Annotated in this window: 23 protein-coding genes and 2 riboswitches; of the genes, 15 read left to right on the forward strand and 8 right to left on the reverse strand. The window is 62.9% G+C overall.

Annotated features, from left to right (window positions below):
- Positions 1-71: 71 nt before the first annotated feature.
- From cobM to fabF, 5 genes are all read right to left on the reverse strand, one after another.
- On the reverse strand, positions 72-818 hold the full coding sequence (cobM, locus tag HYE77_RS26495; protein WP_177029456.1) for a precorrin-4 C(11)-methyltransferase: 747 nt from the start codon (positions 816-818) through the stop codon (positions 72-74).
- Positions 819-901: 83 nt separating this feature from the next.
- Positions 902-1,294 (reverse strand): cobalamin biosynthesis protein, encoded by a 393-nt coding sequence (locus tag HYE77_RS26500; RefSeq protein ID WP_003217881.1) that lies wholly within the window; start codon positions 1,292-1,294, stop codon positions 902-904.
- Complete coding sequence (locus tag HYE77_RS26505; protein ID WP_008431977.1) at positions 1,291-1,989, reverse strand: CbtA family protein; 699 nt, start codon at positions 1,987-1,989, stop codon at positions 1,291-1,293. The genes HYE77_RS26500 and HYE77_RS26505 overlap by 4 nt, the downstream gene beginning before the upstream one ends.
- Before the next feature lie 11 nt (positions 1,990-2,000).
- Positions 2,001-2,189, reverse strand: a complete 189-nt coding sequence (locus HYE77_RS26510) for a CbtB-domain containing protein (protein WP_003217883.1) — start codon at positions 2,187-2,189, stop codon at positions 2,001-2,003.
- Positions 2,190-2,285: 96 nt separating this feature from the next.
- Positions 2,286-2,502, reverse strand: a riboswitch (cobalamin riboswitch).
- A 36-nt stretch (positions 2,503-2,538) separates the two neighbouring features.
- Positions 2,539-3,807: a beta-ketoacyl-ACP synthase II gene (gene fabF / locus HYE77_RS26515; RefSeq protein WP_177069853.1), complete on the reverse strand. Its 1,269-nt coding sequence runs from the start codon at positions 3,805-3,807 to the stop codon at positions 2,539-2,541.
- A gap of 113 nt (positions 3,808-3,920) precedes the next feature.
- On the opposite strand from fabF, the gene HYE77_RS26520 reads away from it, so the two are divergent.
- The 5 genes from HYE77_RS26520 (at position 3,921) to HYE77_RS26540 (ending at position 11,223) form a co-directional block, all read left to right on the forward strand.
- The gene (locus HYE77_RS26520; protein WP_003217886.1) at positions 3,921-4,439 is read left to right on the forward strand and encodes a helix-turn-helix domain-containing protein; all 519 of its coding nucleotides are present in this window, start codon (positions 3,921-3,923) and stop codon (positions 4,437-4,439) included.
- Positions 4,436-4,638, forward strand: a riboswitch (cobalamin riboswitch). (Overlaps the previous gene by 4 nt.)
- Before the next feature lie 92 nt (positions 4,639-4,730).
- Positions 4,731-5,792, forward strand: a complete 1,062-nt coding sequence (cobW, locus tag HYE77_RS26525) for a cobalamin biosynthesis protein CobW (RefSeq protein WP_003217887.1) — start codon at positions 4,731-4,733, stop codon at positions 5,790-5,792.
- A 3-nt stretch (positions 5,793-5,795) separates the two neighbouring features.
- Positions 5,796-9,569, forward strand: coding sequence for a cobaltochelatase subunit CobN (cobN, locus tag HYE77_RS26530; RefSeq protein ID WP_177069855.1), 3,774 nt, complete (start codon positions 5,796-5,798; stop codon positions 9,567-9,569).
- The gene (locus tag HYE77_RS26535) at positions 9,569-10,567 is read left to right on the forward strand and encodes an ATP-binding protein (RefSeq protein ID WP_177069857.1); all 999 of its coding nucleotides are present in this window, start codon (positions 9,569-9,571) and stop codon (positions 10,565-10,567) included. Before cobN ends, HYE77_RS26535 begins: the two co-directional genes overlap by 1 nt.
- Positions 10,568-10,620: 53 nt before the next feature.
- Positions 10,621-11,223, forward strand: a complete 603-nt coding sequence (locus HYE77_RS26540; protein WP_177069878.1) for a VWA domain-containing protein — start codon at positions 10,621-10,623, stop codon at positions 11,221-11,223.
- Here HYE77_RS26540 and HYE77_RS26545 read toward each other — a convergent pair.
- Positions 11,180-12,166 carry a DUF1853 family protein gene (locus HYE77_RS26545; protein WP_177069859.1) on the reverse strand — a complete coding sequence of 329 codons (987 nt, stop codon included), beginning with the start codon at positions 12,164-12,166 and terminating at the stop codon, positions 11,180-11,182. The two genes, HYE77_RS26540 and HYE77_RS26545, sit on opposite strands and share 44 nt — an antisense overlap.
- A gap of 143 nt (positions 12,167-12,309) precedes the next feature.
- Between HYE77_RS26545 and HYE77_RS26550 the strand changes: the two genes are divergently transcribed.
- The 6 genes from HYE77_RS26550 to pepN are packed head-to-tail and all read left to right on the forward strand — an operon-like array spanning position 12,310 to position 18,817.
- Positions 12,310-13,200 carry an NAD(+) kinase gene (locus HYE77_RS26550; protein ID WP_003217892.1) on the forward strand — a complete coding sequence of 297 codons (891 nt, stop codon included), beginning with the start codon at positions 12,310-12,312 and terminating at the stop codon, positions 13,198-13,200.
- Entirely contained in the window at positions 13,197-14,171 is a 975-nt protein-coding gene (locus tag HYE77_RS26555; protein ID WP_161635726.1) for a metallophosphoesterase, read from the forward strand. The genes HYE77_RS26550 and HYE77_RS26555 overlap by 4 nt, the downstream gene beginning before the upstream one ends.
- On the forward strand, positions 14,168-15,043 hold the full coding sequence (locus HYE77_RS26560) for a rhomboid family intramembrane serine protease (RefSeq protein WP_177069868.1): 876 nt from the start codon (positions 14,168-14,170) through the stop codon (positions 15,041-15,043). The genes HYE77_RS26555 and HYE77_RS26560 overlap by 4 nt, the downstream gene beginning before the upstream one ends.
- A gap of 15 nt (positions 15,044-15,058) precedes the next feature.
- Entirely contained in the window at positions 15,059-15,319 is a 261-nt protein-coding gene (locus tag HYE77_RS26565; protein ID WP_003217900.1) for a YeaC family protein, read from the forward strand.
- Positions 15,316-16,146 carry a DUF2797 domain-containing protein gene (locus HYE77_RS26570; protein WP_177069879.1) on the forward strand — a complete coding sequence of 277 codons (831 nt, stop codon included), beginning with the start codon at positions 15,316-15,318 and terminating at the stop codon, positions 16,144-16,146. Before HYE77_RS26565 ends, HYE77_RS26570 begins: the two co-directional genes overlap by 4 nt.
- 13 nt (positions 16,147-16,159) lie before the next feature.
- Entirely contained in the window at positions 16,160-18,817 is a 2,658-nt protein-coding gene (gene pepN, locus HYE77_RS26575) for an aminopeptidase N (RefSeq protein WP_177069870.1), read from the forward strand.
- A 121-nt stretch (positions 18,818-18,938) separates the two neighbouring features.
- On the opposite strand, the gene HYE77_RS26580 is transcribed toward pepN, so the two are convergent.
- Positions 18,939-19,994, reverse strand: a complete 1,056-nt coding sequence (locus tag HYE77_RS26580; protein WP_008432003.1) for an aldo/keto reductase — start codon at positions 19,992-19,994, stop codon at positions 18,939-18,941.
- Between the two features lie 182 nt (positions 19,995-20,176).
- Here HYE77_RS26580 and HYE77_RS26585 point away from each other — a divergent pair, with 182 nt between their 5' ends.
- The 4 genes from HYE77_RS26585 (at position 20,177) to HYE77_RS26600 (ending at position 23,026) form a co-directional block, all read left to right on the forward strand.
- On the forward strand, positions 20,177-20,893 hold the full coding sequence (locus HYE77_RS26585) for a YafY family protein (protein WP_032898885.1): 717 nt from the start codon (positions 20,177-20,179) through the stop codon (positions 20,891-20,893).
- Positions 20,894-20,945: 52 nt separating this feature from the next.
- On the forward strand, positions 20,946-21,287 hold the full coding sequence (locus tag HYE77_RS26590) for a nuclear transport factor 2 family protein (protein ID WP_008432007.1): 342 nt from the start codon (positions 20,946-20,948) through the stop codon (positions 21,285-21,287).
- Between the two features lie 22 nt (positions 21,288-21,309).
- The gene (zapE, locus tag HYE77_RS26595; RefSeq protein WP_177069872.1) at positions 21,310-22,443 is read left to right on the forward strand and encodes a cell division protein ZapE; all 1,134 of its coding nucleotides are present in this window, start codon (positions 21,310-21,312) and stop codon (positions 22,441-22,443) included.
- Positions 22,444-22,534: 91 nt separating this feature from the next.
- Positions 22,535-23,026, forward strand: a complete 492-nt coding sequence (locus HYE77_RS26600) for a GNAT family N-acetyltransferase (protein ID WP_008432012.1) — start codon at positions 22,535-22,537, stop codon at positions 23,024-23,026.
- A gap of 99 nt (positions 23,027-23,125) precedes the next feature.
- On the opposite strand, the gene HYE77_RS26605 is transcribed toward HYE77_RS26600, so the two are convergent.
- The gene (locus tag HYE77_RS26605; protein WP_087694368.1) at positions 23,126-23,341 is read right to left on the reverse strand and encodes a hypothetical protein; all 216 of its coding nucleotides are present in this window, start codon (positions 23,339-23,341) and stop codon (positions 23,126-23,128) included.
- Positions 23,342-23,462 lie beyond the last annotated feature (121 nt).

The following is a 23,462-nucleotide window of genomic DNA, read 5'->3' on the forward strand; positions in this document are numbered from 1 at the left end:
TGTAAGAGCGGAACCAATAGTCGCCGTTACCTAAATAACGGATATGTACACCATCACCACCGCCACCACCCTCAGGGCCGATACAAATGCGCATGCCCCGCACGATACAACGACGACTCACCAAAACTGTCACTGGCCAAAACCCGGCCCACCAGAATCAACGCCGTACGCCGAAACCCCTTGGCTGCCACCTTCCCGGCAATATCCGCCAGCGTACCAATGGCCCAATCCTGATCCGGCCAGGTCGCCCGATGCACCACCGCAATCGGACAATCCTCCCCATAGTGAGGCACCAACTCAGCCACGATCTTCTCCAGATGACTCACCCCCAGGTGAATCGCCATGGTCGTCCCATGCTGCGCCAAACTACTGAACACCTCACCCTCAGGCATCGCCGTCTTATCCGCATACCGCGTCAAAATCACACTCTGCGCAATGTCCGGCAGCGTCAGCTCAGCCTCCAACAACGCCGCACACGCCGCCACCGCCGTCACCCCGGGAATGATCTGAAACCCAATCCCAAGCTCCCGCAACAGCCGAATCTGTTCCCCAATCGCCCCGTACAAACTCGGATCCCCGGAATGCACCCGCGCCACATCCTGGCCTTTCTCATGGGCCGTCTTGATCAGCCCAATGATCTGCTCCAGATGCAGCTCCGCACTGTTAACCACCAACTCCGCCTGATGCCCCTCAAGCACCGCCGCCGGCACCAGCGAACCGGCATAGATGATCACCGGGCAACTGCGAATCAGCCGCTGCCCCTTGACCGTGATCAATTCCGGATCGCCTGGGCCTGCGCCGATGAAAAAGACAGTCATGGATTCATTCCTGTGAAAAAAAGCACGCGAGCAGCCCTCCAGATGAAGATTGCTCATGATCAAAGCTGACGATTATCGGGAATTCAGCCGGCGCAAGCCAATGCAAAGGTGGCCTGGGCGGTTTTTTTGCGGGTGATCAGCAGGGTGGCAGGGCTTTGAGACAGCTGTTCTGCCAGGGCCAGGGCGGCACTTTCAGCAATGCCGTAGCAGCCGGTATGAGCAAAAACCGTCTCGGACTTATGGCTCAGTCGATCTTCATAGGGCGCCAATTGCTCCGCACTGAAAAATACCAACGGCAAATCCAGAACCTGAGCCAGTGCCAGCAACCCCGGCTCATCCCGCTTGCGATCAAGACTGGCCAACGCAGTGATGCGCTGACGCTCAATGCCACCCTCGGCGAGGGCGGCGTTGAACAGTTCACGCAGGATGTCGACAGAACAACCCCGCTGACACCCCAGGCCAACCGCCAGGATCATGCCGAATACTGACCATCTCGGTTACGGCGAAACAGCCAGGCACTGATCAAGCCCAGCGCCAGCCAGAAGGCAACGTTGGTCAACTGCGAGGCGATCTTGAATTGAGCTTCCAGAGCCTCCGGCGCCAGCATCGAGTGGACTTCCGGCTGTGGTGCGCCAATCACATGGGGCACAGCCAGGATCGCCACGCCCAGGATTTTCAGCAGCCAGTTACGACCGAACACGATCAGCGCGATACCGGCAGCGGTCGAAGCGGCAGTGCCGATCCACCAGATTTGCCGTTGCGCCAGGTCTGCCGCCGCAGTCCCCGGCAATTCAGGCGGCAAGCCCAGGGTCGGCGCCAACACAAAGGTGGCGTAACCGGCCAGGCCCCACAGCAGGCCTTGGGCCGTGCGGGTCGGTGCACGCAAGGTGTACAGGCCGGCAAGCATCAGGGCAAAACCTACGGCGACCACCAGGTTACCGCCCGTAGTCGACAGCACACGCTGCCAGCCATCTTCCGGCTCCCAGGCTTCAGCGTCGTGGGTGTGGGCCGTGGCTTCGGCATGTTCATGCACTTCGGTCGCGGCCGGGGCGTTTTCGAAGGTCTCCGCCTGCAGGATCAGCGGGGCAACCCAGAAGCTTTGCAGCAAGGTCAGCAGCAAGGCGGCCAGGAGGCCGGTGAAACCTGCGGTTTGGGCAATACGCTTGATCATGTCGGCAGGTCTCAGTGGCACGGGAACGCAGCGCTGTGGCGGGTATCGTGGGCGGCGTTGTGCACCGCTTCGATGTGCGAGAAACCGGCGAAATACACCAGGCACGCGCCGAGGATCGACGCGCCTATGGCGGCAGTCAGGCGTTGGCTCAGGGTGGCGGTGGTGCTGGCGGTAGAGGCGGTGCTGCTGATGATCGACATGGCGCGTCCCTTCAGGGTTTCAGGGTGACACGAGCGCATGAAAACCCCGCGAGCCAGGCACGCAGGGTTCTGAACAGCGCCCGCCCACCGCGGGTTTGTTATCTGATTTTTTCGGGCCGGTCTCCGGGCTTGCGAGGGGCCTGGGCCTTGAAAGCATCACCTTCCCATGCCGTAGAGGCACAGTGGTTTTGATGCTTCACTCGCTTACCGTTGCGGGGGCAGCACCGGACTCGTCACGCCCTTGAGTAAAGGAACATGACTCACCGGTTTCCCGTTTCACCCTGTGAAGGGCACCCGAAACAAGATGTGTAGGAGAGCATGGGCGGGCGATGGGCGTCAAATCGCCGGGTTATTGCCAGCGTTTGAACAGCACGCTGGCATTCACGCCGCCGAATCCAAACCCATTGGAAATCGCGTATTCAATCGGAAACGACCGAGCTTGGCCCCGGACCATATCCAGCCCATCGGCGGCGGGGTCCGGGTTATCCAGGTTGAGGGTCGCCGGGGCAATCTGGTCGCGCAGGGCGAGCACGGTGAAGATCGCCTCGATCCCGCCCGCGGCGCCCAACAGATGGCCGGTCGCCGACTTGGTGGCGCTGATCGCGACGCTGGCAGTTGCACCGAACAGCGTATTGATCGCTGCCAGTTCGCCGTTGTCGCCTACGGGGGTCGACGTGGCATGGGCGTTCAAATGCTGGATCTGTGCGGCGCTGATCCCTGCCTGCGCGATCGCCAGTTCCATTGCCCTGCGTGCACCCGAGCCATCTTCCGGGCCCGAGGTCATGTGATAGGCGTCGGCGCTGGTGCCGTAGCCCACCAGCTCTGCGATAGGCGTCGCCCCACGAGCCAATGCATGCTCCAGTTCCTCGATCACCAACAGCCCGGCACCTTCGCCCATCACAAACCCGTCGCGGCCTTGATCGAACGGGCGGGAAGCCAATGCCGGCGTGTCGTTGTAATCGCTGGACAGCGCACGCGCCGCAGCAAAACCGCCGAGGCTGACTCGGTGGATACAGGCTTCGGCGCCGCCACACACGGCGATGTCGATTTCGCCGGCACGGATCATGCGCGCAGCATCACCAATCGCCTGTACGCCGGCGGCGCAAGCAGTGACGGGGGAGCCCAGCGGACCTTTCAGTTGATGCTGGATCGACACGTGCCCGGCCGCCATGTTGCCGAGGAATGACGGGATCGTGAACGGCGACAGGCGGCGAGGCCCTTTGCTGTCAGCCGTACGAACGGCCTCGGCAATCGCGGGAAAACCACCCACGCCGGAGGCGATGATTGTCGCGGTACGTTCCTGCTGCGATGGCGTCTGCGGACTCCAGCCTGCCTGGGCCAGGGCCTCTTGCGCGGCTGCCAGGGCAAACACGATGAACCGGTCCATCTTGCGTTGTTCCTTGGCCGGGATGACAGTGTCCGGGTCAAAGCCGGCTTCAGGGTCCTGGATGCGGTCCAACACTTGGCCGCCGATGCTGATTGCCAGGTCGCCGATCAATGCCTCGGGTAGCCTGCGAATCCCGGATTCACCGGCCAGCAGGCGCTTCCAGGTCTGTTCCACGCCGGTTGCCAGCGGTGTCACTGCACCCATGCCGGTCACAACAATTCGCTTACTCATGATCGCTTAGCTCCGCAAATTTCAGGTTGGTAGCAATGCATGGACGAAACTATCATTATGAAAGTAACATCCGATAGCTGAAATTTCCGTAGCCGCCCCACAGAGGAACTGCAATGCAACGTAAGTCGCTGGTGAATGCCGAATGCCCGGTAGCCCGTGGAGTGGAACGGGTAGGCGAGTGGTGGAGCATCCTGATCATGCGCGACGCGCTGCAAGGGTTGCGGCGTTTTGACGAGTTTTCCCAGAGCCTGGAAATCGCTCCGAATATGCTCACCCGCCGGCTCAACAGCCTGGTGGAAGCGGGGCTGCTGGAGCGCCGGCAATACAGCGAGCGGCCGCCCCGTTTCGAGTACGTACCGACGCCGGTTGGCGAGGATTTCCGGGTGGTGATCATGGCGTTCATCGGCTGGGGCAACCGCCATTTCGCCAACGAAGGTGAAAGCCTGCAATTGGTCGACCGGAAAACCCGGCGCCCGGTGGAAGTGGCGGTGGTGGACGCCGACGGTGCACGCGTGTCCGTCGAGCAATGCAGCGTCCAGGCCGGTCCGGCGGCGAGCGAAGGCATGCTGGAGCGCCTGGCGCTGCTTAGTGCCAAACGCTCGGACATTGACCCGTCCCCGCGCACTGCGTAGCCTTGCACCTTCGAGGTTCTTCGGCCCAGGCCGAAGCTAAGAAGGGAACGCGGTCAATGCCGCGGCTGCCCCCGCAACTGTAAAGGGTTTATCTGACTGCCACGCCACTGCCTGAACAAGGCGGGAAGGCGCAGCCAGCGCCGGCCTCACCGCCGGCAAGCCCCAAGCCAGGAGACCTGCCTCGCAACCGATTTTCTACTTCAACCGGGCGGGGTGATCCGGTGGCGAATTCTGCTTCTGCGCACCCGCGCAGGGCCACTCGTCCCGTATGCCCGCCCCAAAGGGCATCCGATGAAAACACTGGCCAAACTCCCCGTCACCATCGTTACCGGCTTCCTCGGCTCGGGCAAGACCACCTTGCTGCGCCACATGCTGGATAACGCCCAGGGGCGCCGCATCGCGGTGATCGTCAACGAGTTCGGCGAGCTGGGCATTGACGGTGAAATCCTCAAGCAATGCTCCATCGGCTGTACCGAAGAAGAGGCGAACGGCCGCGTCTACGAATTGGCCAATGGCTGCCTGTGCTGCACGGTCCAGGAAGAGTTCTTCCCGGTGATGCGCGAACTGGTGGCCCGTCGCGGCGACCTCGACCATATCCTCATCGAAACCTCGGGCCTGGCCCTGCCAAAACCCTTGGTCCAGGCGTTCCAGTGGCCGGAAATCCGCAGCGCCTGCACCGTTGACGCCGTGATCACCGTGGTCGACAGCCCGGCCGTGGCCGCCGGCACGTTCGCCGCCTTCCCGGACCAGGTTGACGCCCAGCGCAAGCTCGACCCGAACCTGGACCACGAATCCCCCCTGCACGAGCTGTTCGCTGACCAACTGGCCAGCGCCGACCTGGTGATCCTCAACAAGTCCGACCTGATCAGCCCTGAAGACCTGGCCCGTGTGCGCCTGGAAGTGGCAGAAGAACTGCCGCCGGCGGTAAAAATCATCGAAGCCAGCAGCGGTCGCCTGCCGCTGGACGTATTGATCGGCCTGGGCGCGGGCTCGGAAGAACACATCGATGGCCGCCACAGCCATCACGATCATCACCACGAAGGTGAAGACGACCACGACCACGATGCCTTCGACTCCATCTCCATCGAACTGCCCCAGGCCGACGAAAGCCTGCTGCTGGACGCCCTGACCCAACTGGTGGTCAAGCACGGCATCCTGCGGGTCAAGGGCTTCGCGGCGATCCCGAACAAACCGATGCGCCTGCTGATCCAGGGCGTGGGCACGCGTTTCGACAAGCACTTCGACCGCGCCTGGCGCGCCGATGAGCCGCGCGCCACGCACCTGGTGCTGATCGGCCAGGAACTCGACGCCGCCTTGCTCGAAGCGCAACTGCGCGCTGCCCTCAGCGTTTAAACCATGCATCTGCTCAGGACCCAGCCCGGCGGTTTCGTTTCGGATGACAACATCGCCGACCTTGGGCAAACCCCCGCCGAGCTGGTGATCCTGTGCAGCGGTGATTCCAGCCTGGCGCTGCTGGCCGAAGCGGCCCAGCAGTTGCCCGAGGATTACCCGAGCCTGCGCCTGGCGAACCCGATGCAGGTGCAGAACCATGCTTCGGTCGACCTGTATGTCGATGAGGTGCTGCGCCACGCCAAGGTCATCCTGATTTCGCTGCACGGCGGCATCGGTTATTGGCGCTACGGTATCGAGCGCCTGGTGGAGTTGGCCGAACGCGGCGTGCAGCTGATCCTGGTGCCGGGGGATGATCGCCCGGACCCGGAACTCAGTGGCCTCAGCACCGTGGGCGCCGAGGAACGTGACCGGCTCTGGCACTTCCTGCGCCAGGGTGGTTTGGGGAATGCGCTGGATTTCTATCGTTGCCTGGCCGCCGGCTACCTTGGCCGCGATTACGCCTGGAGCGAGCCGCAAACCCTGCCACGCACGGCGATTTATCACCCGCATAAAGCCAATGCCCGCCTCAACGATTGGCAGGCTGACTGGCAAGCTGATTTTCCCGTGGCGGCGGTGCTGTTCTACCGCTCCCATTTGCAGGCGGCCAACACCGGCTTTATCGATGTTTTTTGCCAGCGCTTGCAGGCCGCGGGTCTCAACCCGCTGCCGATGGCGGTGGCCAGTTTGAAAGAGCCCGGCTGCCTGACCGTGGTCGAGGATTTGCTGGACGAAGTGCACGCCTCGGTGATTCTGAACACCACCGGTTTTGCCCAGTCCAGCCCTGAAGCGCCGCACCTGCGGCCGTTTCGCCGCAATATCCCGGTGATCCAGGCGATTTGCGCCCAGGACAACGAGCCCGGCTGGCAGGCCAGCGAGCAAGGCCTCGGCCCACGTGACCTGGCGATGCACATCGCGTTGCCGGAACTGGACGGGCGCATCATCAGCCGGCCCATCAGCTTCAAGGACCTGGCCTGGCGCAGTGAGCGCAGCCAGTCGGATGTGGTGTGCTATCGCGCACAGCCGGAGCGCATGGACTTTGTCGCCGAACTGGCGCGGCGCTGGGTCGAACTGGCGCGGGTGCCGAATGGCGAAAAGCGTATCGCGCTGATCCTCGCCAACTACCCGACCCGGGACGGACGTATCGGCAACGGCGTGGGTCTCGACACCCCAGCCGCCGCGCTGAATATCCTGCGGGCACTGAAAATCCAAGGTTATCCGCTGCCGGACGAGCTGCCGGAAAGCGGAACGGCACTGATCCAGGCGCTCTTGGGCGGCGTCAGCAACGACCTGGACAGCCTCGACTTGCGTCCGTGTCATCAGAGCCTGGCGCTGGATGACTACGAGGCGATGTTCAACCGCTTGCCCGAGTCCAATCGCCAGGCCGTGTTGGCACGCTGGGGTACACCTCATAGCGATCCGATGTTCCGCGACGGCCGCATGATGATCGCGGGCCTGCGTTTGGGCCTGACCTTCGTCGGCATCCAGCCGGCCCGGGGTTACCAGGTGGACGCGAGTGCGGTCTATCACGACCCGGACCTGGTGCCGCCCCATGCCTACCTGGCGTTCTACTTCTGGTTGCGCCACACCTACGGCGCCCACGGCGTGATCCACGTTGGCAAGCACGGCAACCTGGAATGGCTGCCGGGCAAGGGCGTCGGGCTTTCCGAGAACTGCTGGCCCGACGCACTACTGGGGCCGCTGCCGAATATCTACCCGTTTATCGTCAATGACCCGGGCGAGGGCGCCCAGGCCAAGCGCCGCACCCAGGCCGTGATCATCGACCACCTGATGCCGCCGCTGACCCGCGCCGAAACCTATGGGCCGCTGCGCGACCTGGAGTTGCTGGCCGACGAGTATTACGAGGCACAACTGCTCGACCCACGGCGTGCCCGCGAGCTGCAAAAGGACATCCTCAAGCTGGTGCGCGAAACCCGCATCGACCAGGAACTGGCCCTGGACGAAAACCTCGACAGCGACGCCGATGCGGCGATCTGGCTGCCGCGCCTGGACACCTACCTGTGTGACTTGAAGGAGTCGCAGATTCGCGATGGCCTGCACATTTTCGGCGAGTCACCCGAGGGCCGCTTGCGCATCGACACCTTGCTGGCGTTGTTGCGTATTCCGCGTGGCGATGGGCGGGGGCCGCAATCGAGCCTGCTGCGGGTATTGGCCAAGGCCTTCGACCTGGGCTTCGATCCGCTGGACTGCGCCCTGGCCGAGCCGTGGACCGGGCGCCGGCCATTGGTGCTGCAGAAGATCGACACGCAGTTGTGGCGCACCGCCGGCGACACCCGTGAACGCCTGGAGCTGTATGCCGCGCGCTTGATCGAGCAGGCGCTGGAAGGTGCCGTGGAGCAGCTTGAAGAGCCCGGCTGGGAAGACGTCAAGGCGGTGATCGAGAGCTTGCGCATCGTCGTCGCGCCACGCCTGGATGCCTGCGGCCCGGCGGAAATGCGCGGGTTGCTGGATGCCTTGAACGGGCGCTTCGTCCCGGCCGGGCCCAGCGGCGCGCCGAGCCGGGGCCGCCTGGACGTGTTGCCCACCGGTCGCAACTTTTTCTCGGTGGATGTGCGCAACCTGCCCACCACCACTGCCTGGCGCATCGGCTTCCAGTCGGCGAACCTGATCCTTGAGCGTCACCTGCAAGACCATGGCGACCACTTGCGCCAACTCGGCCTGTCGGTGTGGGGCACTGCCACCATGCGCACCGGCGGCGACGACATTGCCCAGGCCATGGCGCTGATGGGCGTGCGCCCGGTGTGGGCCACGGGCAGCCAGCGGGTGGATGACTTTGAAATCCTGCCCATCAGCCTGCTGGACCGGCCACGGGTGGATGTGACCTTGCGCGTGTCGGGATTCTTCCGCGATGCATTCGCCAACCTGATCCGCCTGTTCGATGCGGCGGTGCAAGCCGTGGCGGCGCTGGACGAACCCGACGACCTGAACCCTCTGGCGGCCAAGGTGCGCAGTGAGCGCGAGGCTTTGCGCCTGTCGGGCCTGGACGAGGACGCGGCGGCGAAGCAGGCCGGTTGGCGGATCTTCGGCGCCAAGCCCGGTGCCTATGGTGCCGGCGTGCAGGGCGCGATTGATGGGCGCTTGTGGCAGAGCCGCGAAGACCTGGCCGAGGTTTACCTGAACTGGGGCGGCTACGCCTATGGCGGCTCCGACGAAGGCACCGCCGCCCGCGAACAGTTTGCCCAGCGTTTGAGCCAGGTGCAGGCGGTGTTGCAAAACCAGGACAACCGCGAGCATGACCTGCTGGACTCCAATGATTACTACCAATTCCAGGGCGGCATGCTCGCCGCCGTGGAAACCCTGAGCGGCGACAAGGCTGCCAGCTATCATGGTGACCACAGTCAGCCGAACCTGCCGAAGATCCGCACGTTGAAGGAAGAGTTGAACCGGGTGATTCGTGCCCGGGCGGCCAACCCGAAGTGGATCGAAGGGGTGAAGCGCCACGGCTATAAAGGCGCGTTCGAGATGGCGGCCACCGTGGATAATCTGTTCGCGTTCGACGCTACGACGGCGTTGATCGACGATCATCAATACGCGTTGCTGGCGGATGCCTACTTGCTGGACCCGGACACCCGCGCCTTTGTGCAGCAGCACAACCCGGATGCCCTGCGGGACATGACCGAACGCATGCTCGAAGCCCAGCAACGCGGCATGTGGCAGGAGCCTGGGGCGTACCGCGAGGCGTTGGAAAACCTGTTGTTGGATATAGAAGAAGGCAGTTGATGACCGACATTCCACATTTCCCGCTGTCCGCCGTGGTCGGCGCCGACGACCTGAAACTGGCCCTGTGCCTGACCGCCATCGACCCGAAGATCGGTGGCGTGCTGATTGAAGGCCCGCGCGGCATGGCCAAGTCCACCCTGGCCCGTGGCCTGGCGGACTTACTCGCCAGCGGCCAGTTCGTCACGCTGCCGTTGGGCGCCACCGAGGAGCGGCTGGTGGGCACACTCGATCTGGACGCGGCACTCAGTGAGGGCCGCGCACAGTTTTCCCCCGGCGTGCTGGCCAAGGCCGACGGCGGCGTGCTCTATGTCGATGAAGTCAACCTGCTGCCCGACCACCTGGTGGACCTGCTGCTGGACGTGGCCGCCAGCGGCACCAACCTGATCGAGCGCGACGGGATTTCCCACCGGCATTCGGCGCGTTTTGTGCTGATCGGCACCATGAACCCGGAAGAGGGCGAGCTGCGCCCGCAATTGCTCGACCGGTTTGGTTTCAACGTGGCGCTGAGCGGGCACACCCAGCCGGCCGAACGCGGGCAGATCATCCGTCGCCGCCTGGATTTCGATAGCGACCCTCAGGGTTTCTGCGGGCAATGGGCCGACCGGCAGGCCGCGTTGCGTGAGCGTTGCACCCGGGCCCGCGCATTGCTGGATAGCATCCCGTTGGATGACCAGGCGCTGGCGCAGATTACCGAGCGCTGCTTTGCCGCTGGGGTCGATGGCTTGCGCGCCGACCTGGTCTGGCTGCGTGGCGCACGTGCCCATGCGGCCTGGCGGGGCGCGACGGCTATCAGCGAAGAAGATATCGAAGCGGTCGCGGAATTTGCCCTGCGCCATCGTCGTCAGGAGCAATCCCCGCCTGCAACGCCGCCCGCTGGCGGTCAATCACCCAAGCCCAATGATGCACCTGAAGACCAGGGCCAGTGGGGCAACGTGCCCGCACCCGCCTTGCCGATAGGCGCTCGCCGTGATGTGCCCACCTGGCCAAAAAAGCCCTAGGCATCCGCCCCAAACCTGACGCAGGGGCGGATGCACGGCCCAAGGCGGGTCGACTGAACAAGGGCCGGCGCGGCCAGGTGCGCAGCGCGGCCGAAGGTTCGATCAACTGGCCGGGCACCTTGCTCGGCGGGCGGCCGCAACGCCGCGAAGATTTGTTGTATCAACTGCGTAGCCGTACGCCCCATGAGTTGTGGCTGGTGATTGTCGATGCTTCGGCGTCCACCCGGCGGCATCAGGCGCTTAGCGATGCCAAGGGATTACTGGCCCAACTGTTCGACGATGCCTATCGACAGCGGGCGCGCATGGCGTTGCTCACCGCGAGCGGGCAATCGCCAAAGTGGCAGGTGCAGGGATTAAAGGCGGCAAAAGGGCTTGGTCATTGGCTTGATGGCCTCGGTGCAGGCGGTGGCACGCCATTGTTGCCAGCGCTGAACGAAGCGGGGCACTGGTTGGCGGCTCGTCGCAAGCGTTACCCGGTGGAGCAGCAGCGGTTGCTGGTGATCACCGATGGACGGCTAAAGGATGTGGCAGGGCTGCCGCAGCTGGACTGCCCGGGGTTGCTGGTGGACATCGAGCGCGGCCCGATTCGGTTGGGCCGTTCAAAGCAGCTGGCTATGGGGTTACAGATTGACTATCGGCATATCGATAACCTGTAAGCGCCGGCACGTTCGGCCAAAGATCCGCCACCAGAAACAGCCGTTCGGCTTCTTCCCATTCGCCTTCGCTGTTTTCCACCAGGCGCACCAGCAACTGCGCGGGCGCCATGGGGTCCAGTTCGGTTAGCCAGTGCTGCATCCGGGCCGCGTCCCAGGCTTCGTCCGCCGGGTAGTGCGCCGGTGCCAGCCATGCATGGCGGGGCAGCGGTTGCCAGCGTCCTGCCGGGCTTTTCTCGATAAACCTCGACCAATCGCGCTGATGCAGCCAACGGCCATTCAGGTGTTGGGGATGCGCGCCCTCCGGCGCCTGCGCCATGCCCGGCCATGGGTAGAGCAGATACCCGCCCAGCCACAGATGGGCATCAAAAGCCTGGATATCCAGCGCGGCCAGGACTTCGCGGCTCTCCGGCCGGGCGGAAATCGGCAGTTGGTGCTGGGCCAGGTGGGCCAGCTTGCGGTCGAGCCGGTCATGACAGCCGGGGCCGAGCCATTGCGCGGTGTCCCGGCCATTACCGTCCTGGGGCCCGAGGTAGAGTTTGATCGCCAGTTCCAGATGATGCACACCGTCACGGTCGCGCAGCAGCATGTCCAGCTCGCCCAGGGTATGCCCGGCCTGGCGGATCGGCAGGTTGGCCGCCAGCAGCTCCACGCCCGGCGCATGCTGCACGGCAAATTGCCACAGCCGTTCGTAATACAACCCCAGCCGGCGGGTGCGTGCCTGGCTCAGCCAATGCAGCAAGGCACTGCTGTCCTGGTCCAGCTGGCGCAGCCACTGCTCCAGCAAATGCGGGGCCTGCACCCAGTCGCTGCCGGTCAGCGGGTGGCGTTGTGGCCACGGCGTTTGCGCGAGCATCGGCGGGGCGAGCATCACCCACGCGAGATCGCGCACCTCGGGGTGACGCAGTTGGCGGGGCAGGTGCTGCAAATCAGGGAACAGAGTCATGGTCCGAGCATAGCCTTTTACAGCCGGGAAGGGGGCTGAGAACCGTTGTCGTCTGGGGTTTGCGGCGACAAAGGATTTTGTGTAACGCCGGCTTTCGCCCATAATCGTTCTTTTTTGCAGAACCCGAACCCCGCAGGAGCCCCATGGAGCAATTTCGCAATATCGGCATTATCGGTCGCCTGGGCAGTACCCAGGTGCTGGACACCGTCCGCCGACTGAAAAAGTTTCTGCTCGAGCGCCACCTGCACGTGATCCTCGAAGACACCATCGCTGAAATCCTCCCGGGCCATGGCCTGCAGACCTCGTCGCGCAAGATGCTCGGTGAAGTCTGCGACATGGTGATCGTGGTGGGCGGCGACGGCAGCCTGCTGGGCGCCGCCCGGGCGCTGGCGCGGCATAACGTGCCGGTGCTGGGGATCAACCGTGGAAGCCTGGGGTTCCTCACCGATATTCGCCCCGACGAGCTGGAAGTCGAAGTGGCCAAGGTGCTGGACGGCCACTACCTGGTGGAAAACCGCTTCCTGCTGCAAGCCGAAGTGCGCCGCCACGGCGAAGCCATCGGCCAGGGCGACGCCCTCAACGATGTGGTGCTGCACCCCGGCAAGTCGACGCGGATGATCGAGTTCGAGTTGTACATCGACGGCCAGTTCGTGTGCAGCCAGAAGGCCGACGGCCTGATCGTCGCCACGCCGACCGGGTCCACGGCCTACGCGCTGTCGGCCGGTGGGCCGATCATGCATCCCAAGCTGGATGCCATTGTGATCGTGCCGATGTATCCCCATATGTTGTCCAGCAGGCCTATCGTGGTCGATGGCAACAGTGAGCTGAAAATCGTGGTGTCAAAAGACATGCAGATCTACCCGCAAGTCTCCTGCGACGGGCAGAACCATTTCACCTGCGCTCCCGGTGACACCATCACCGTGAGCAAAAAGGCACAGAAGTTGCGGTTGATCCACCCGCTGGACCACAACTACTACGAAGTGTGCCGGACCAAGCTGGGCTGGGGCAGCCGCTTGGGGGGTGGAGGCGACTGATGCTCGATCCCGCGCGTAGCTACGACCTGATTGGTGACGTGCACGGTTGCGCTCATACCCTTGAGCACTTGCTCGACCGATTGGGTTACCACAAGCAGGGCGGTACCTGGCGGCATCCGTCGCGAATGGCCGTGTTCCTCGGCGATATCATCGACCGTGGCCCGCGCATTCGCGAGGCGCTGCATATCGTCCACGACATGACCGAGGCCGGCCAGGCACTGTGCATCATGGGCAACCATGAGTTCAACGCGCTGGGCTGGAGCACGCCCGCCGCCCCAGGCAGCGGCAAGCAGTTTGTGCGCGAGCACACGCCACGCCACGCGCGGTTGATCCACGAGACCCTGACCCAGTTCGAACAGCACCCGGCAGACTGGCACGATTTCCTCGGCTGGTTCTATGACATGCCGCTGTTTGTCGACGCCGGGCGATTCCGCGTAGTGCACGCTTGCTGGGACAACGGCTTTATCGAGCCCCTGCGCGCGCATTTCCCGGATGGCTGCATCGACGAACACTTCCTGCAAGCCGCCGCCGTGCCCGGCAGTTTCGCCAGCAATGCCTTCGACCGCCTGTTGCGCGGTACCGACATGCGCCTGCCGGACGGCTTGACCCTGACCGGCGGCGACGGCCTGACGCGCTCGTTCTTCCGTACCAAGTTCTGGGAAGACGACCCGAAGACCTACGGCGATATCGTGTTCCAGCCCGATGCGCTGCCGGAACCTGTGGCCGCCACGCCGCTGTCGTCCACTGAAAAGAATTCCCTGCTGCGCTACGGCGTCGACGAGCCATTGCTGTTCGTCGGCCACTACTGGCGCAGCGGCAAACCGGCGCCGATCCGCCCGAACCTGGCCTGCCTGGACTACAGCGCGGTGCTGTACGGCAAGTTGGTGGCGTACCGGCTGGATCAGGAAACCCGCCTGGACCCGCGTAAATTTGTTTGGGTCGATGTCGAGCGCCCTGAGGTTATTTCATGAGTACCGTTGCTGTATTACGCCTGCCGCTGGCGGTGGATTTGAGTGGTTTCGTCAAGCTTCTGCAACGCATGCAAGTGCCCCATCGCGTCAGCGAAGAAGCCGGGGAGCAGGTGCTGTGGGTGCCTGACTCCATCAGTGAAGACGTGAAGGTCCTGTACCAGCGCTTTCCGGCCGGTGACCCGGACCAGCAACTGGACATTCCCGAGCAGGCGACGTCGACCAGGCGTCCCGGGTTTGCCCAGCAGCTTCGCCACAGCCCGGTGACCGCGTTGGTGTTGCTGCTGAGCATCATCGTCGGCGCCGTTACGTTGCTGGGGGATAACCTGCAAGCCATGAGCTGGCTGACGTTCCTGCCGTTCAGCGTGGCAGGCGAGTACATCCGTTTCGCGCCATTGACCGACAGCCTGGCGTCGGGACAGTGGTGGCGCCTCGTCACGCCGATGTTGATCCACTTCGGCATCCTGCACCTGGCCATGAACGGCATGTGGTACTGGGAGCTGGGGCGACGCATCGAGTTGCGCCAGGGCAGCATCAACCTGCTGGGCCTGACCCTGCTGTTCAGCCTGGTGTCGAACTACGCTCAATACTATTTTGGTGGTCCCGGCCTGTTTGGCGGGTTGTCCGGCGTGCTGTATGGCTTGCTCGGGCATTGCTGGATCTATCAGTGGGTGTCGCCGAATCCGGTGTATCGCCTGCCTCGCGGGGTGTTGGTGATGATGCTGGTGTGGCTGGTGCTGTGCCTGTCGGGCCTGGTCTCGATGATCGGCTTCGGCGAAATCGCCAACGCGGCCCACGTGGGTGGCCTGGTGATGGGTTGCCTGACCGGTTTGTTGGGTGGCTTGTACAGCCGCCGCAAAATGTCTCCTATTTAGTTAAGGAAGAGTCTTATGTCCTCTTTTGTCGAAATGATCGAAAACATCACCCCGGACATCTACGAGAGCCTCAAGCTCGCCGTGGAAATCGGCAAATGGTCCGATGGCCGCAAGCTCACCGCCGAGCAGCGTGAATTGTCGTTGCAGGCGGTGATCGCCTGGGAACTGCAGAACCTGCCGGAAGACCAGCGCACCGGCTACATGGGCCCGCAGGAATGCGCCTCGAAGTCGGCGCCGGTGCCGAACATCCTGTTCAAGTCGGATGCCATCCATTGATTGAGATTGGCCGTGGTGCAGTCAGCAAGATGTCGGCGCAGTTGGGTGAGCCGACCGTTCAATACGCGTTTCGCCTGGGCGACACCGAGGTGCCGGTCAATCCATTGATCGGCACTACCGTGCGCCTGGAATACCTCGGTGCGATCCATTGCACCCATTGCGGTCGCAGGACCAAGACCAGTTTCAGCCAGGGTTACTGCTACCCGTGCATGACCAAACTGGCCCAGTGCGACCTGTGCATCATGAGCCCCGAGCGCTGCCATTACGACGCCGGCACCTGCCGCGATCCGGCCTGGGGTGAAAAATTCTGCATGACCGACCACGTGGTGTACCTGGCGAACTCGTCGGGGATCAAGGTCGGCATCACCCGCGCCAGCCAGCTGCCGACCCGCTGGCTCGACCAGGGCGCCAGCCAGGCGCTGCCGATCATGCGCGTTGCCACGCGCCAGCAGTCGGGCTTCGTCGAAGACCTGTTCCGCAGCCAGGTGGCCGACAAGACCAACTGGCGCGCGCTGCTCAAGGGCGATGCCCAGGCCGTCGACCTTGCGCAGGTGCGCGACGAACTGTTCGCCAGCTGTGCCGAAGGCATGCTCGCTTTGCAGGAACGCTTTGGCCTGCAGGCCATCCAACCGGTGACCGACATCGAACCGATCGAAATCCGCTACCCGATCAAGCAGTATCCGACCAAGATCGTCAGCTTCAACCTGGACAAGAACCCGATTGCCGAAGGCACGCTGATGGGGATCAAGGGCCAATACCTGATCTTCGATACCGGCGTGATCAATATTCGTAAATACACGGCCTACCAGCTCGCCGTGCATCAGTAGAAGGACGACAGACATGCGCACCGAACAGCCGAAGATGATTTACCTGAAGGACTATCAGGCGCCGGACTACCTGATCGACGAGACGCACCTGACCTTCGAGTTGTTCGAGGACCATAGCCTGGTCCACGCGCAGCTGGTGATGCGCCGCAACCCCGAGCGCGGCGCCGGCTTGCCGCCGCTGGTGCTGGACGGGCAGCAACTGGAGCTGTTGTCGGTGAACCTGGCCGACCAGGAACTGACCGACGCCGACTACCAGTTGAGCGACAGCCACCTGACCGTGCACCCCACCAGCGCGACCTTCACCCTCGACACCACGGTGAAGATCCACCCGGAAACCAATACCGCCCTGGAAGGCCTGTACAAATCCGGCGGCATGTTCTGCACCCAGTGCGAGGCCGAGGGTTTCCGCAAGATCACCTATTACCTCGACCGTCCGGACGTGATGAGCGTGTTCACCACCACGGTGATCGCCGAGCAACACAGCTACCCGGTATTGCTGTCCAACGGCAACCCGATTGCTTCCGGCCCTGGCGAAGACGGCCGGCACTGGGCGACCTGGGAAGACCCGTTCAAGAAGCCGGCGTACCTGTTTGCACTGGTGGCCGGTGATTTGTGGTGTGTCGAAGACACCTTCACCACCATGACCGAGCGCACCGTGGCGCTGCGTATCTATGTCGAGCCGGAAAACATCGACAAGTGCCAGCACGCCATGAACAGCCTGAAGAAATCCATGCGCTGGGACGAGGAAGTCTATGGCCGTGAGTACGATCTCGACTTCTTCATGATCGTCGCGGTCAACGACTTCAACATGGGCGCCATGGAAAACAAGGGCCTCAACATCTTCAACTCCAGCGCCGTGCTGGCCCGTGCCGAAACCGCCACCGACGCCGCGCACCAGCGAGTCGAGGCGATCGTTGCCCACGAATACTTCCACAACTGGTCGGGCAACCGCGTGACTTGCCGCGACTGGTTCCAGCTGTCGCTGAAGGAAGGCTTCACGGTGTTCCGTGATTCGCAGTTCTCTGCCGACATGAACTCGGCCACCGTCAAGCGCATCCAGGACGTGGCTTATCTGCGCACTCACCAGTTCGCCGAAGATGCCGGTCCCATGGCCCACGCGGTACGTCCGGACGGCTTTATCGAGATCTCCAACTTCTACACCCTGACCGTGTACGAAAAGGGCTCGGAAGTCGTCCGTATGATCCAAACCTTGCTCGGCGCCGAAGGGTTCCGCAAAGGCAGCGACCTGTACTTCGAACGCCACGACGGCCAGGCTGTGACCTGCGATGACTTCATCAAGGCCATGGAAGACGCCAACGGCGCTGACCTGACCCAGTTCAAGCGCTGGTACAGCCAGGCCGGTACGCCACGCCTGGCGGTGAGCGAGTCCTACGACCCGGTGGCTAAAACCTACAGCCTGACCTTCCGTCAAAGCTGCCCGGAAACCCCGGACAAGGTGGAAAAACTGCCGTTCGTGATTCCGGTTGAGCTGGGCCTGCTGGACGGGAAGGGCGCGGGCATCGCCTTGCGCCTGGCCGGTGAAACCGCTGCCGGCGCCACGTCCCGCGTGATCTCGGTGACCGAAGCCGAACAGACCTTCACCTTTGTCGACATCGCCGAGCACCCGCTGCCGTCGCTGCTGCGTGGCTTCTCGGCGCCGGTGAAGCTGAGCTTCCCGTATAACCGCGACCAACTGATGTTCCTGATGCAGCACGACAGCGATGGCTTCAATCGCTGGGACGCCGGCCAGCAGCTGTCGGTGCAGGTGTTGCAGGAGCTGATCGCCCAACATCAGCAGGGCAAGGCGCTGGTGCTGGATCAACGCCTGATCACCGCATTGCGCAGCGTATTGAGCGACGAAAGCCTGGATCAGGCGATGGTCGCCGAGATGCTCTCGCTGCCGAGCGAAGCCTACCTGACCGAAATCAGCGAAGTGGCGGATGTCGACGCCATCCACGCGGCCCGCGAGTTTGCTCGCAAGCAGTTGGCCGACAACCTGTTCGAAGGCCTGTGGCTGCGTTACCAGGCCAATCGCGACCTGTCGAAGAAAACCCCGTACGTGGCCGAGGCGGAACACTTTGCCCGGCGCGCCTTGCAGAACATTGCGCTGTCGTACCTGATGCTCAGCGGCAAGCCGGAAGTGCTGGCGGCGACCCTTGAACAGTTCGACGCGTGCGACAACATGACCGAGCGCCTGACGGCCCTGGCAGTGCTGGTCAACTCGCCGTTCGAAGAAGAAAAAGCCAAGGCGCTGGCGGTGTTTGCCGAGAACTTCAAGGACAACCCGCTGGTCATGGACCAGTGGTTCAGCGTGCAGGCGGGCAATGGTTTGCCGGGCGCGCTGGAGCGGGTCAAGACGTTGATGCAGCACCCTGCGTTCAACATCAAGAACCCGAACAAGGTGCGGGCACTGGTGGGCGCGTTTGCCGGGCAGAACCTGATCAACTTCCACGCGGCGGATGGTTCGGGTTATCGGTTCCTGGCGGACCTGGTGATCCAGTTGAATGGCTTCAACCCACAGATTGCTTCGCGGCAATTGGCGCCGTTGACCCGCTGGCGCAAGTACGACAGCGCGCGGCAGGCGCTGATGAAAGGCGAGCTGGAGCGGATTCGCGCTTCGGGCGAGCTGTCCAGCGATGTGTTTGAAGTGGTGAGCAAAAGCCTCGCTTAACTGAGGCTGAGTACTGCATCTGTGGCGAGGGAGCTTGCTCCCGCTGGAGTGCGCAGCGCTCCCAAGATTTTGGGGCCGCTACGCAGCCCAGCGGGAGCAAGCTCCCTCGCCACAACGGGTCTTAGATAACCGGCGGCCAGCGCAGGTCTTGTGCATCATCGTCCGTATAACGTGGGAAGCGTTCCGCGATCATCTCGTGGGGCACGCCCAGCGGTATCGCGCTGGCAGCATCCAGGCGGGCCACTTGCTCAGCCGAGAGTTGCACACTCAACGCACCCAGGGTGCCGTCCAGTTGTTCGCGGGTACGCGGCCCCAGGATCGGGATCAGCGCGGTGGTAGAACGACGGGCCTTTTCCCGCAGCCAGGCGATGGCGATGTGAGTCGGCGTGGCGTCCAGTTCACCGGCAACCGCCAGCAGGGTGTCGAGCACTGCCGTTTCCCGTGCGCTTTTTTCAGCGTGGACCAAAATCCCCAGCTTGCTGGCGCGGGTATCGTCCTGGCTGTTGCGGTACTTCCCGGTCAGAAAACCACCCCCCAGCGGTGACCATAAAGTCGCGGCCAGGCCCAGGGCCTCGGCCATGGGCAGCAGCTCGCGGTCAGCGGTGCGTTCGGCCAGGCTGTATTCGGTCTGGATCGCTACCAGCGGTGCAAAGCCGCGCACTTCAGCGAGCAGGTCGGCGCGGGCAATGCGCCAGGCGGGGAAGTTGGACAGCCCGGCGTAGTGGATCTTGCCGGCACGCACCAGGTCATCAAAACCCCGCAGGATCTCTTCCATCGGCGTGACGTTGTCGCTGATATGCGCCCAGAACAGGTCGATGTGGTCGGTGTTCAAGCGTTTCAGGCTTTCTTCGACGGCGCGCACCATGTTCTTGCGGTTGTTGCCAAGCTTGAGGGTGCCTTCGTCTTGAGGCTGGGTGCGCAGGGTGTATTTGCTGGCGATCACCAAGCGGTCGCGTTCCGAGGCAATGAACTCGCCGAGCAGCACTTCCGATTGGCCGAACTGGTAGCCGTTGGCGGTATCGAGGAAGTTTCCGCCGGCCTCCAGATAGCCGTCGTAGATTCGCTTGGACTCGTCGCGCTCGGCGCCGTGGCCCCAGCCTGTGCCGAAATTGGCGGTACCCAGGGCCAGCTCTGAAACCCGCAGGCCGCTGCGACGGCCAAAGACTTTATTGCGCATACCGAAACTCCTGACGCTGTGGTTGGTTTAAATGTTTCGCAACATCTATTAAATATGATGCTAGTCATATATTTCGTCAAGGGGCTTTTTTGGCGGCTGAAGGGAAGGGTGCCTGCTCCTGACACTTTCTGACGGAGGCCTCTGCTAAGCTGCACCACCTTTCTTTTTCGAGCATGATCAACGTGTCGCGTACCAGTCGTCTGTTGACCTTGTTGCAAGTCCTGCGGGGCAAAAAGCGCCCGGTGACGGCCGCCGTGCTGGCGGCAGAACTGGAGATTTCCGAGCGCACGCTGTACCGCGATATCGCCGAACTGACCGCGTTGGGCGCACCGATCTACGGCGAGGCGGGCGTGGGCTATGTGCTGCGTGCGGGCCTGTTCCTGCCGCCGCTGATGCTCAATGCCGACGAGACCGAAGCCATCGTGCTGGGCTTGCGGTATGTCGACCAGCGCGGTGATGACGTACTGAGCCAGGCGGCGGCCAATGCGCTTGCAAAGATCGCCGACGTGCTTGACCCGGCTGCCCAGGAAGCCTTGCGCAATCCGACGGTGCTGCCGGGCCCGCCAGGCTTCGGCTACCCGGAAAACCGCGTGCCGTTGAATGTGTTCCGCGAGGCCATTCGCGGCCAGGCCAAGCTGCACATCGACTACGCCGATGCCAGCCAGACCGCCAGCCAGCGCCTGATCTGGCCCCTGGCCCTGGGCTTTCTCAACGAAGTGCGGGTGATCGTCGCGTGGTGTGAATTGCGTGGGGCCTATCGCACCTTCCGCACCGACCGAGTGGCCGCCGCGCGCCTGCAAGGTGAACGTTATCCTGGCCGCCGCAGCGACTGGTTGCGGGGCTGGCGCAAGCTGATGGAACAGAACGAATCCGGGCCGTTCACTCCTGACAAGAACTGACACAACGCTGCTTTAGGATGGCTCCATAAATCACTAAAAAGGAGCTGTCACCATGTCCCAACCCACCCCTGAACTGGCCCCGGCGATTGCAACCTACATTGCCGCGGCGAATGCTGGCGACACCTCGCTGGTGGCCGACTGTTTCGCCGAAGATGCCAACGTGTTCGACGAAGGCGAGCACCGGGTAGGTACAGCCGCCATCGCCCGCTGGATGGAAGACACCGGGCGTCGTTACCAGCCCAGGGTCCAGGTGCTGAATGTGCAGCACCGCACGGGCAAGGTGCTGGTCAGCAACCTGATCACCGGCAGCTTTCCCGGCAGCCCGCTGGAGCTGCGCTATACCTTCCGCCTCAATGAACACGGCAAGATTGCCCGATTGGATATTTCCCTGTAGCCGTCATGGCATACTGCCGGGCATGACTTTCGACTCGCCACTTGCCGCCTATCAGCACGCCATCACCGAACAGGGTTTTGTCCCCGACGACGCCCAGCGCGAGGCGGTGCAAGCCCTGCAGGACTGCCATCAGGCCTTGCACCACGGCCATGGGCCCATCACCGGGGTGTACCTGTGGGGCCCGGTCGGCCGGGGCAAGACCTGGCTGATGGACCAGTTCTACCAAAGCCTGGGAGTGCCAGCGCGGCGCCAGCATTTTCATCACTTCATGGGCTGGGTGCACCAGCGTTCATTCCAGCTCACGGGCACCCACGATCCCTTGCAGGCCCTGGCCCGCGAACTGAGCCGGGAAGTGCGGGTGCTGTGTTTCGATGAGTTGTTTGTCAACGACATTGGTGACGCCATCATCCTCGGCCGGCTGTTCCAGGTGATGTTCGAGGAAGGCGTGGTGATGGTCTGCACGTCCAACCAGCCACCGGACCAGCTGTACGCCGACGGTTTCAACCGGGATCGTTTCCTGCCGGGAATCGAAGCGATCAAACAGCATATGCGGGTGGTGGCAGTCGATGGCGGGGAAGATCATCGGCTGCACCCGGGCACCGCACTGCAGCGTTACTGGGTCGATCAGCCCGACGCGTTGGCCGAGGTGTTTCGCCAGTTAAGCGCCGGGCAGGCAGTGAGCAGCGACCCGGTTGCGGTCGGCTACCGCTCCATCTCGGCAGTGCAGTCCAGTGAAACCGTGCTGTGGTGTCGCTACGCCGACCTGTGTGAACAGCCGTTGGCGGCGATGGATTTCATGCTGCTGTGTGATCGGTTCAAGGCCATTTTGCTCGGCGAGGTGCCCAACCTCAGCGCGCAAAAGCGCCCGGGACGAATCGCCCGTGGCACCGAAGACGCTGCCGAACGGGTGGACGCCGGGGACCGGGAACTGCCGGAACTGTCGGTGCATGACGACAGCGTCCGGCGTTTCATCGCGCTGGTGGACGAGTGCTACGACCGCAAGGTGCCGCTGTACATCGAGGCCCGGGTGCCGCTGGAAAGCCTCTACACCGAGGGTTACCTGGAGTTTCCATTCCGCCGCACCCTGAGCCGCCTGCAGGAGATGCAACTGGCACGGTTTGGCGAGCCTGGCGCGCTTTCACGCGGGCAAATGTAGTTAATCTCCTTCATCTAATGCCTGCACCACGCTTACAATCGAGCCCTTTTATGGGGACCGAGTCCCTGTCGCACCGTCAACGAGGAAGGAAATGGACAGCGCAGACATCCTGGTGCTGCAAGCCAGCTACACCAATCCGGTACACGCCGAGGCCATTGGCCTGGTGCTCAATCATTACGCCGAAGACCCCATGGGCGGTGGCCACAGCCTGCCGGCCGACCGCTTGCAGCAACTGCCGGCAGAGCTGGCCAAGCGTGCCCACGCGTTCAGTGTGCTGGCCTTTGTCGGCGGTACGCCGGCCGGCCTGGTGAACTGCTTTGAAGGGTTTTCCACCTTTGCCTGCCGCCCGCTGGTCAACGTGCACGACGTGGTGGTGATGGATCAATTCCGTGGCCTGGGGCTGAGTCAGAAGATGCTGCAAAAGGTCGAGGAAATTGCTCGCCAGCGCGGTTGCTGCAAGATCACCCTCGAGGTGCTTGAAGGCAACGCCGTGGCGCAGTCGGCGTATCGAAAGTTTGGGTTTGATGATTCGGTATTTGATCCGCAACATGGCCGGATGTTGTTCTGGAGCAAGCCGCTTTAATTAATGTTTATTTAATTAAAGGCAAAAAAAAGGCGCCAGGAAGTGGCGCCAAATTGACCTTGGCTATCAGAGCGGAATAGCACAGGTATTGCGGGTAAATCAGCTGTTCGGTGTGTTGGTAGTTTGGTCGGCCGTTGCCGGCTTTTCGGTCTTGCCGTCAGCCATTGCGGTTTGCTGGGCAGCACCGTGAGTCTGTTGCTGAACGAAGGTGAAGTTGTTGTAGAACTCCTTCGAACGCTCTGAGCCGCCTTCTGCAAAGGCGGCTACGGAAGTCATGGTCATCAGGCCGGCAAGGATAACAGTCGAAAATTTCATGGCAGTGTCTCAGTAAGTGTGTTGGGTCCGCGCGTTGTCATCAGCGGCGGGATGGGGAGACTGTGGGCCAATGATATTAAGTAAGGGTTAACCTCGCGCTGACCGAAAGTTAACGATTTCG

The sequence above is a fragment of the Pseudomonas sp. IPO3774 genome (assembly GCF_013386835.1).
Classification (GTDB): Bacteria; Pseudomonadota; Gammaproteobacteria; order Pseudomonadales; family Pseudomonadaceae; genus Aquipseudomonas.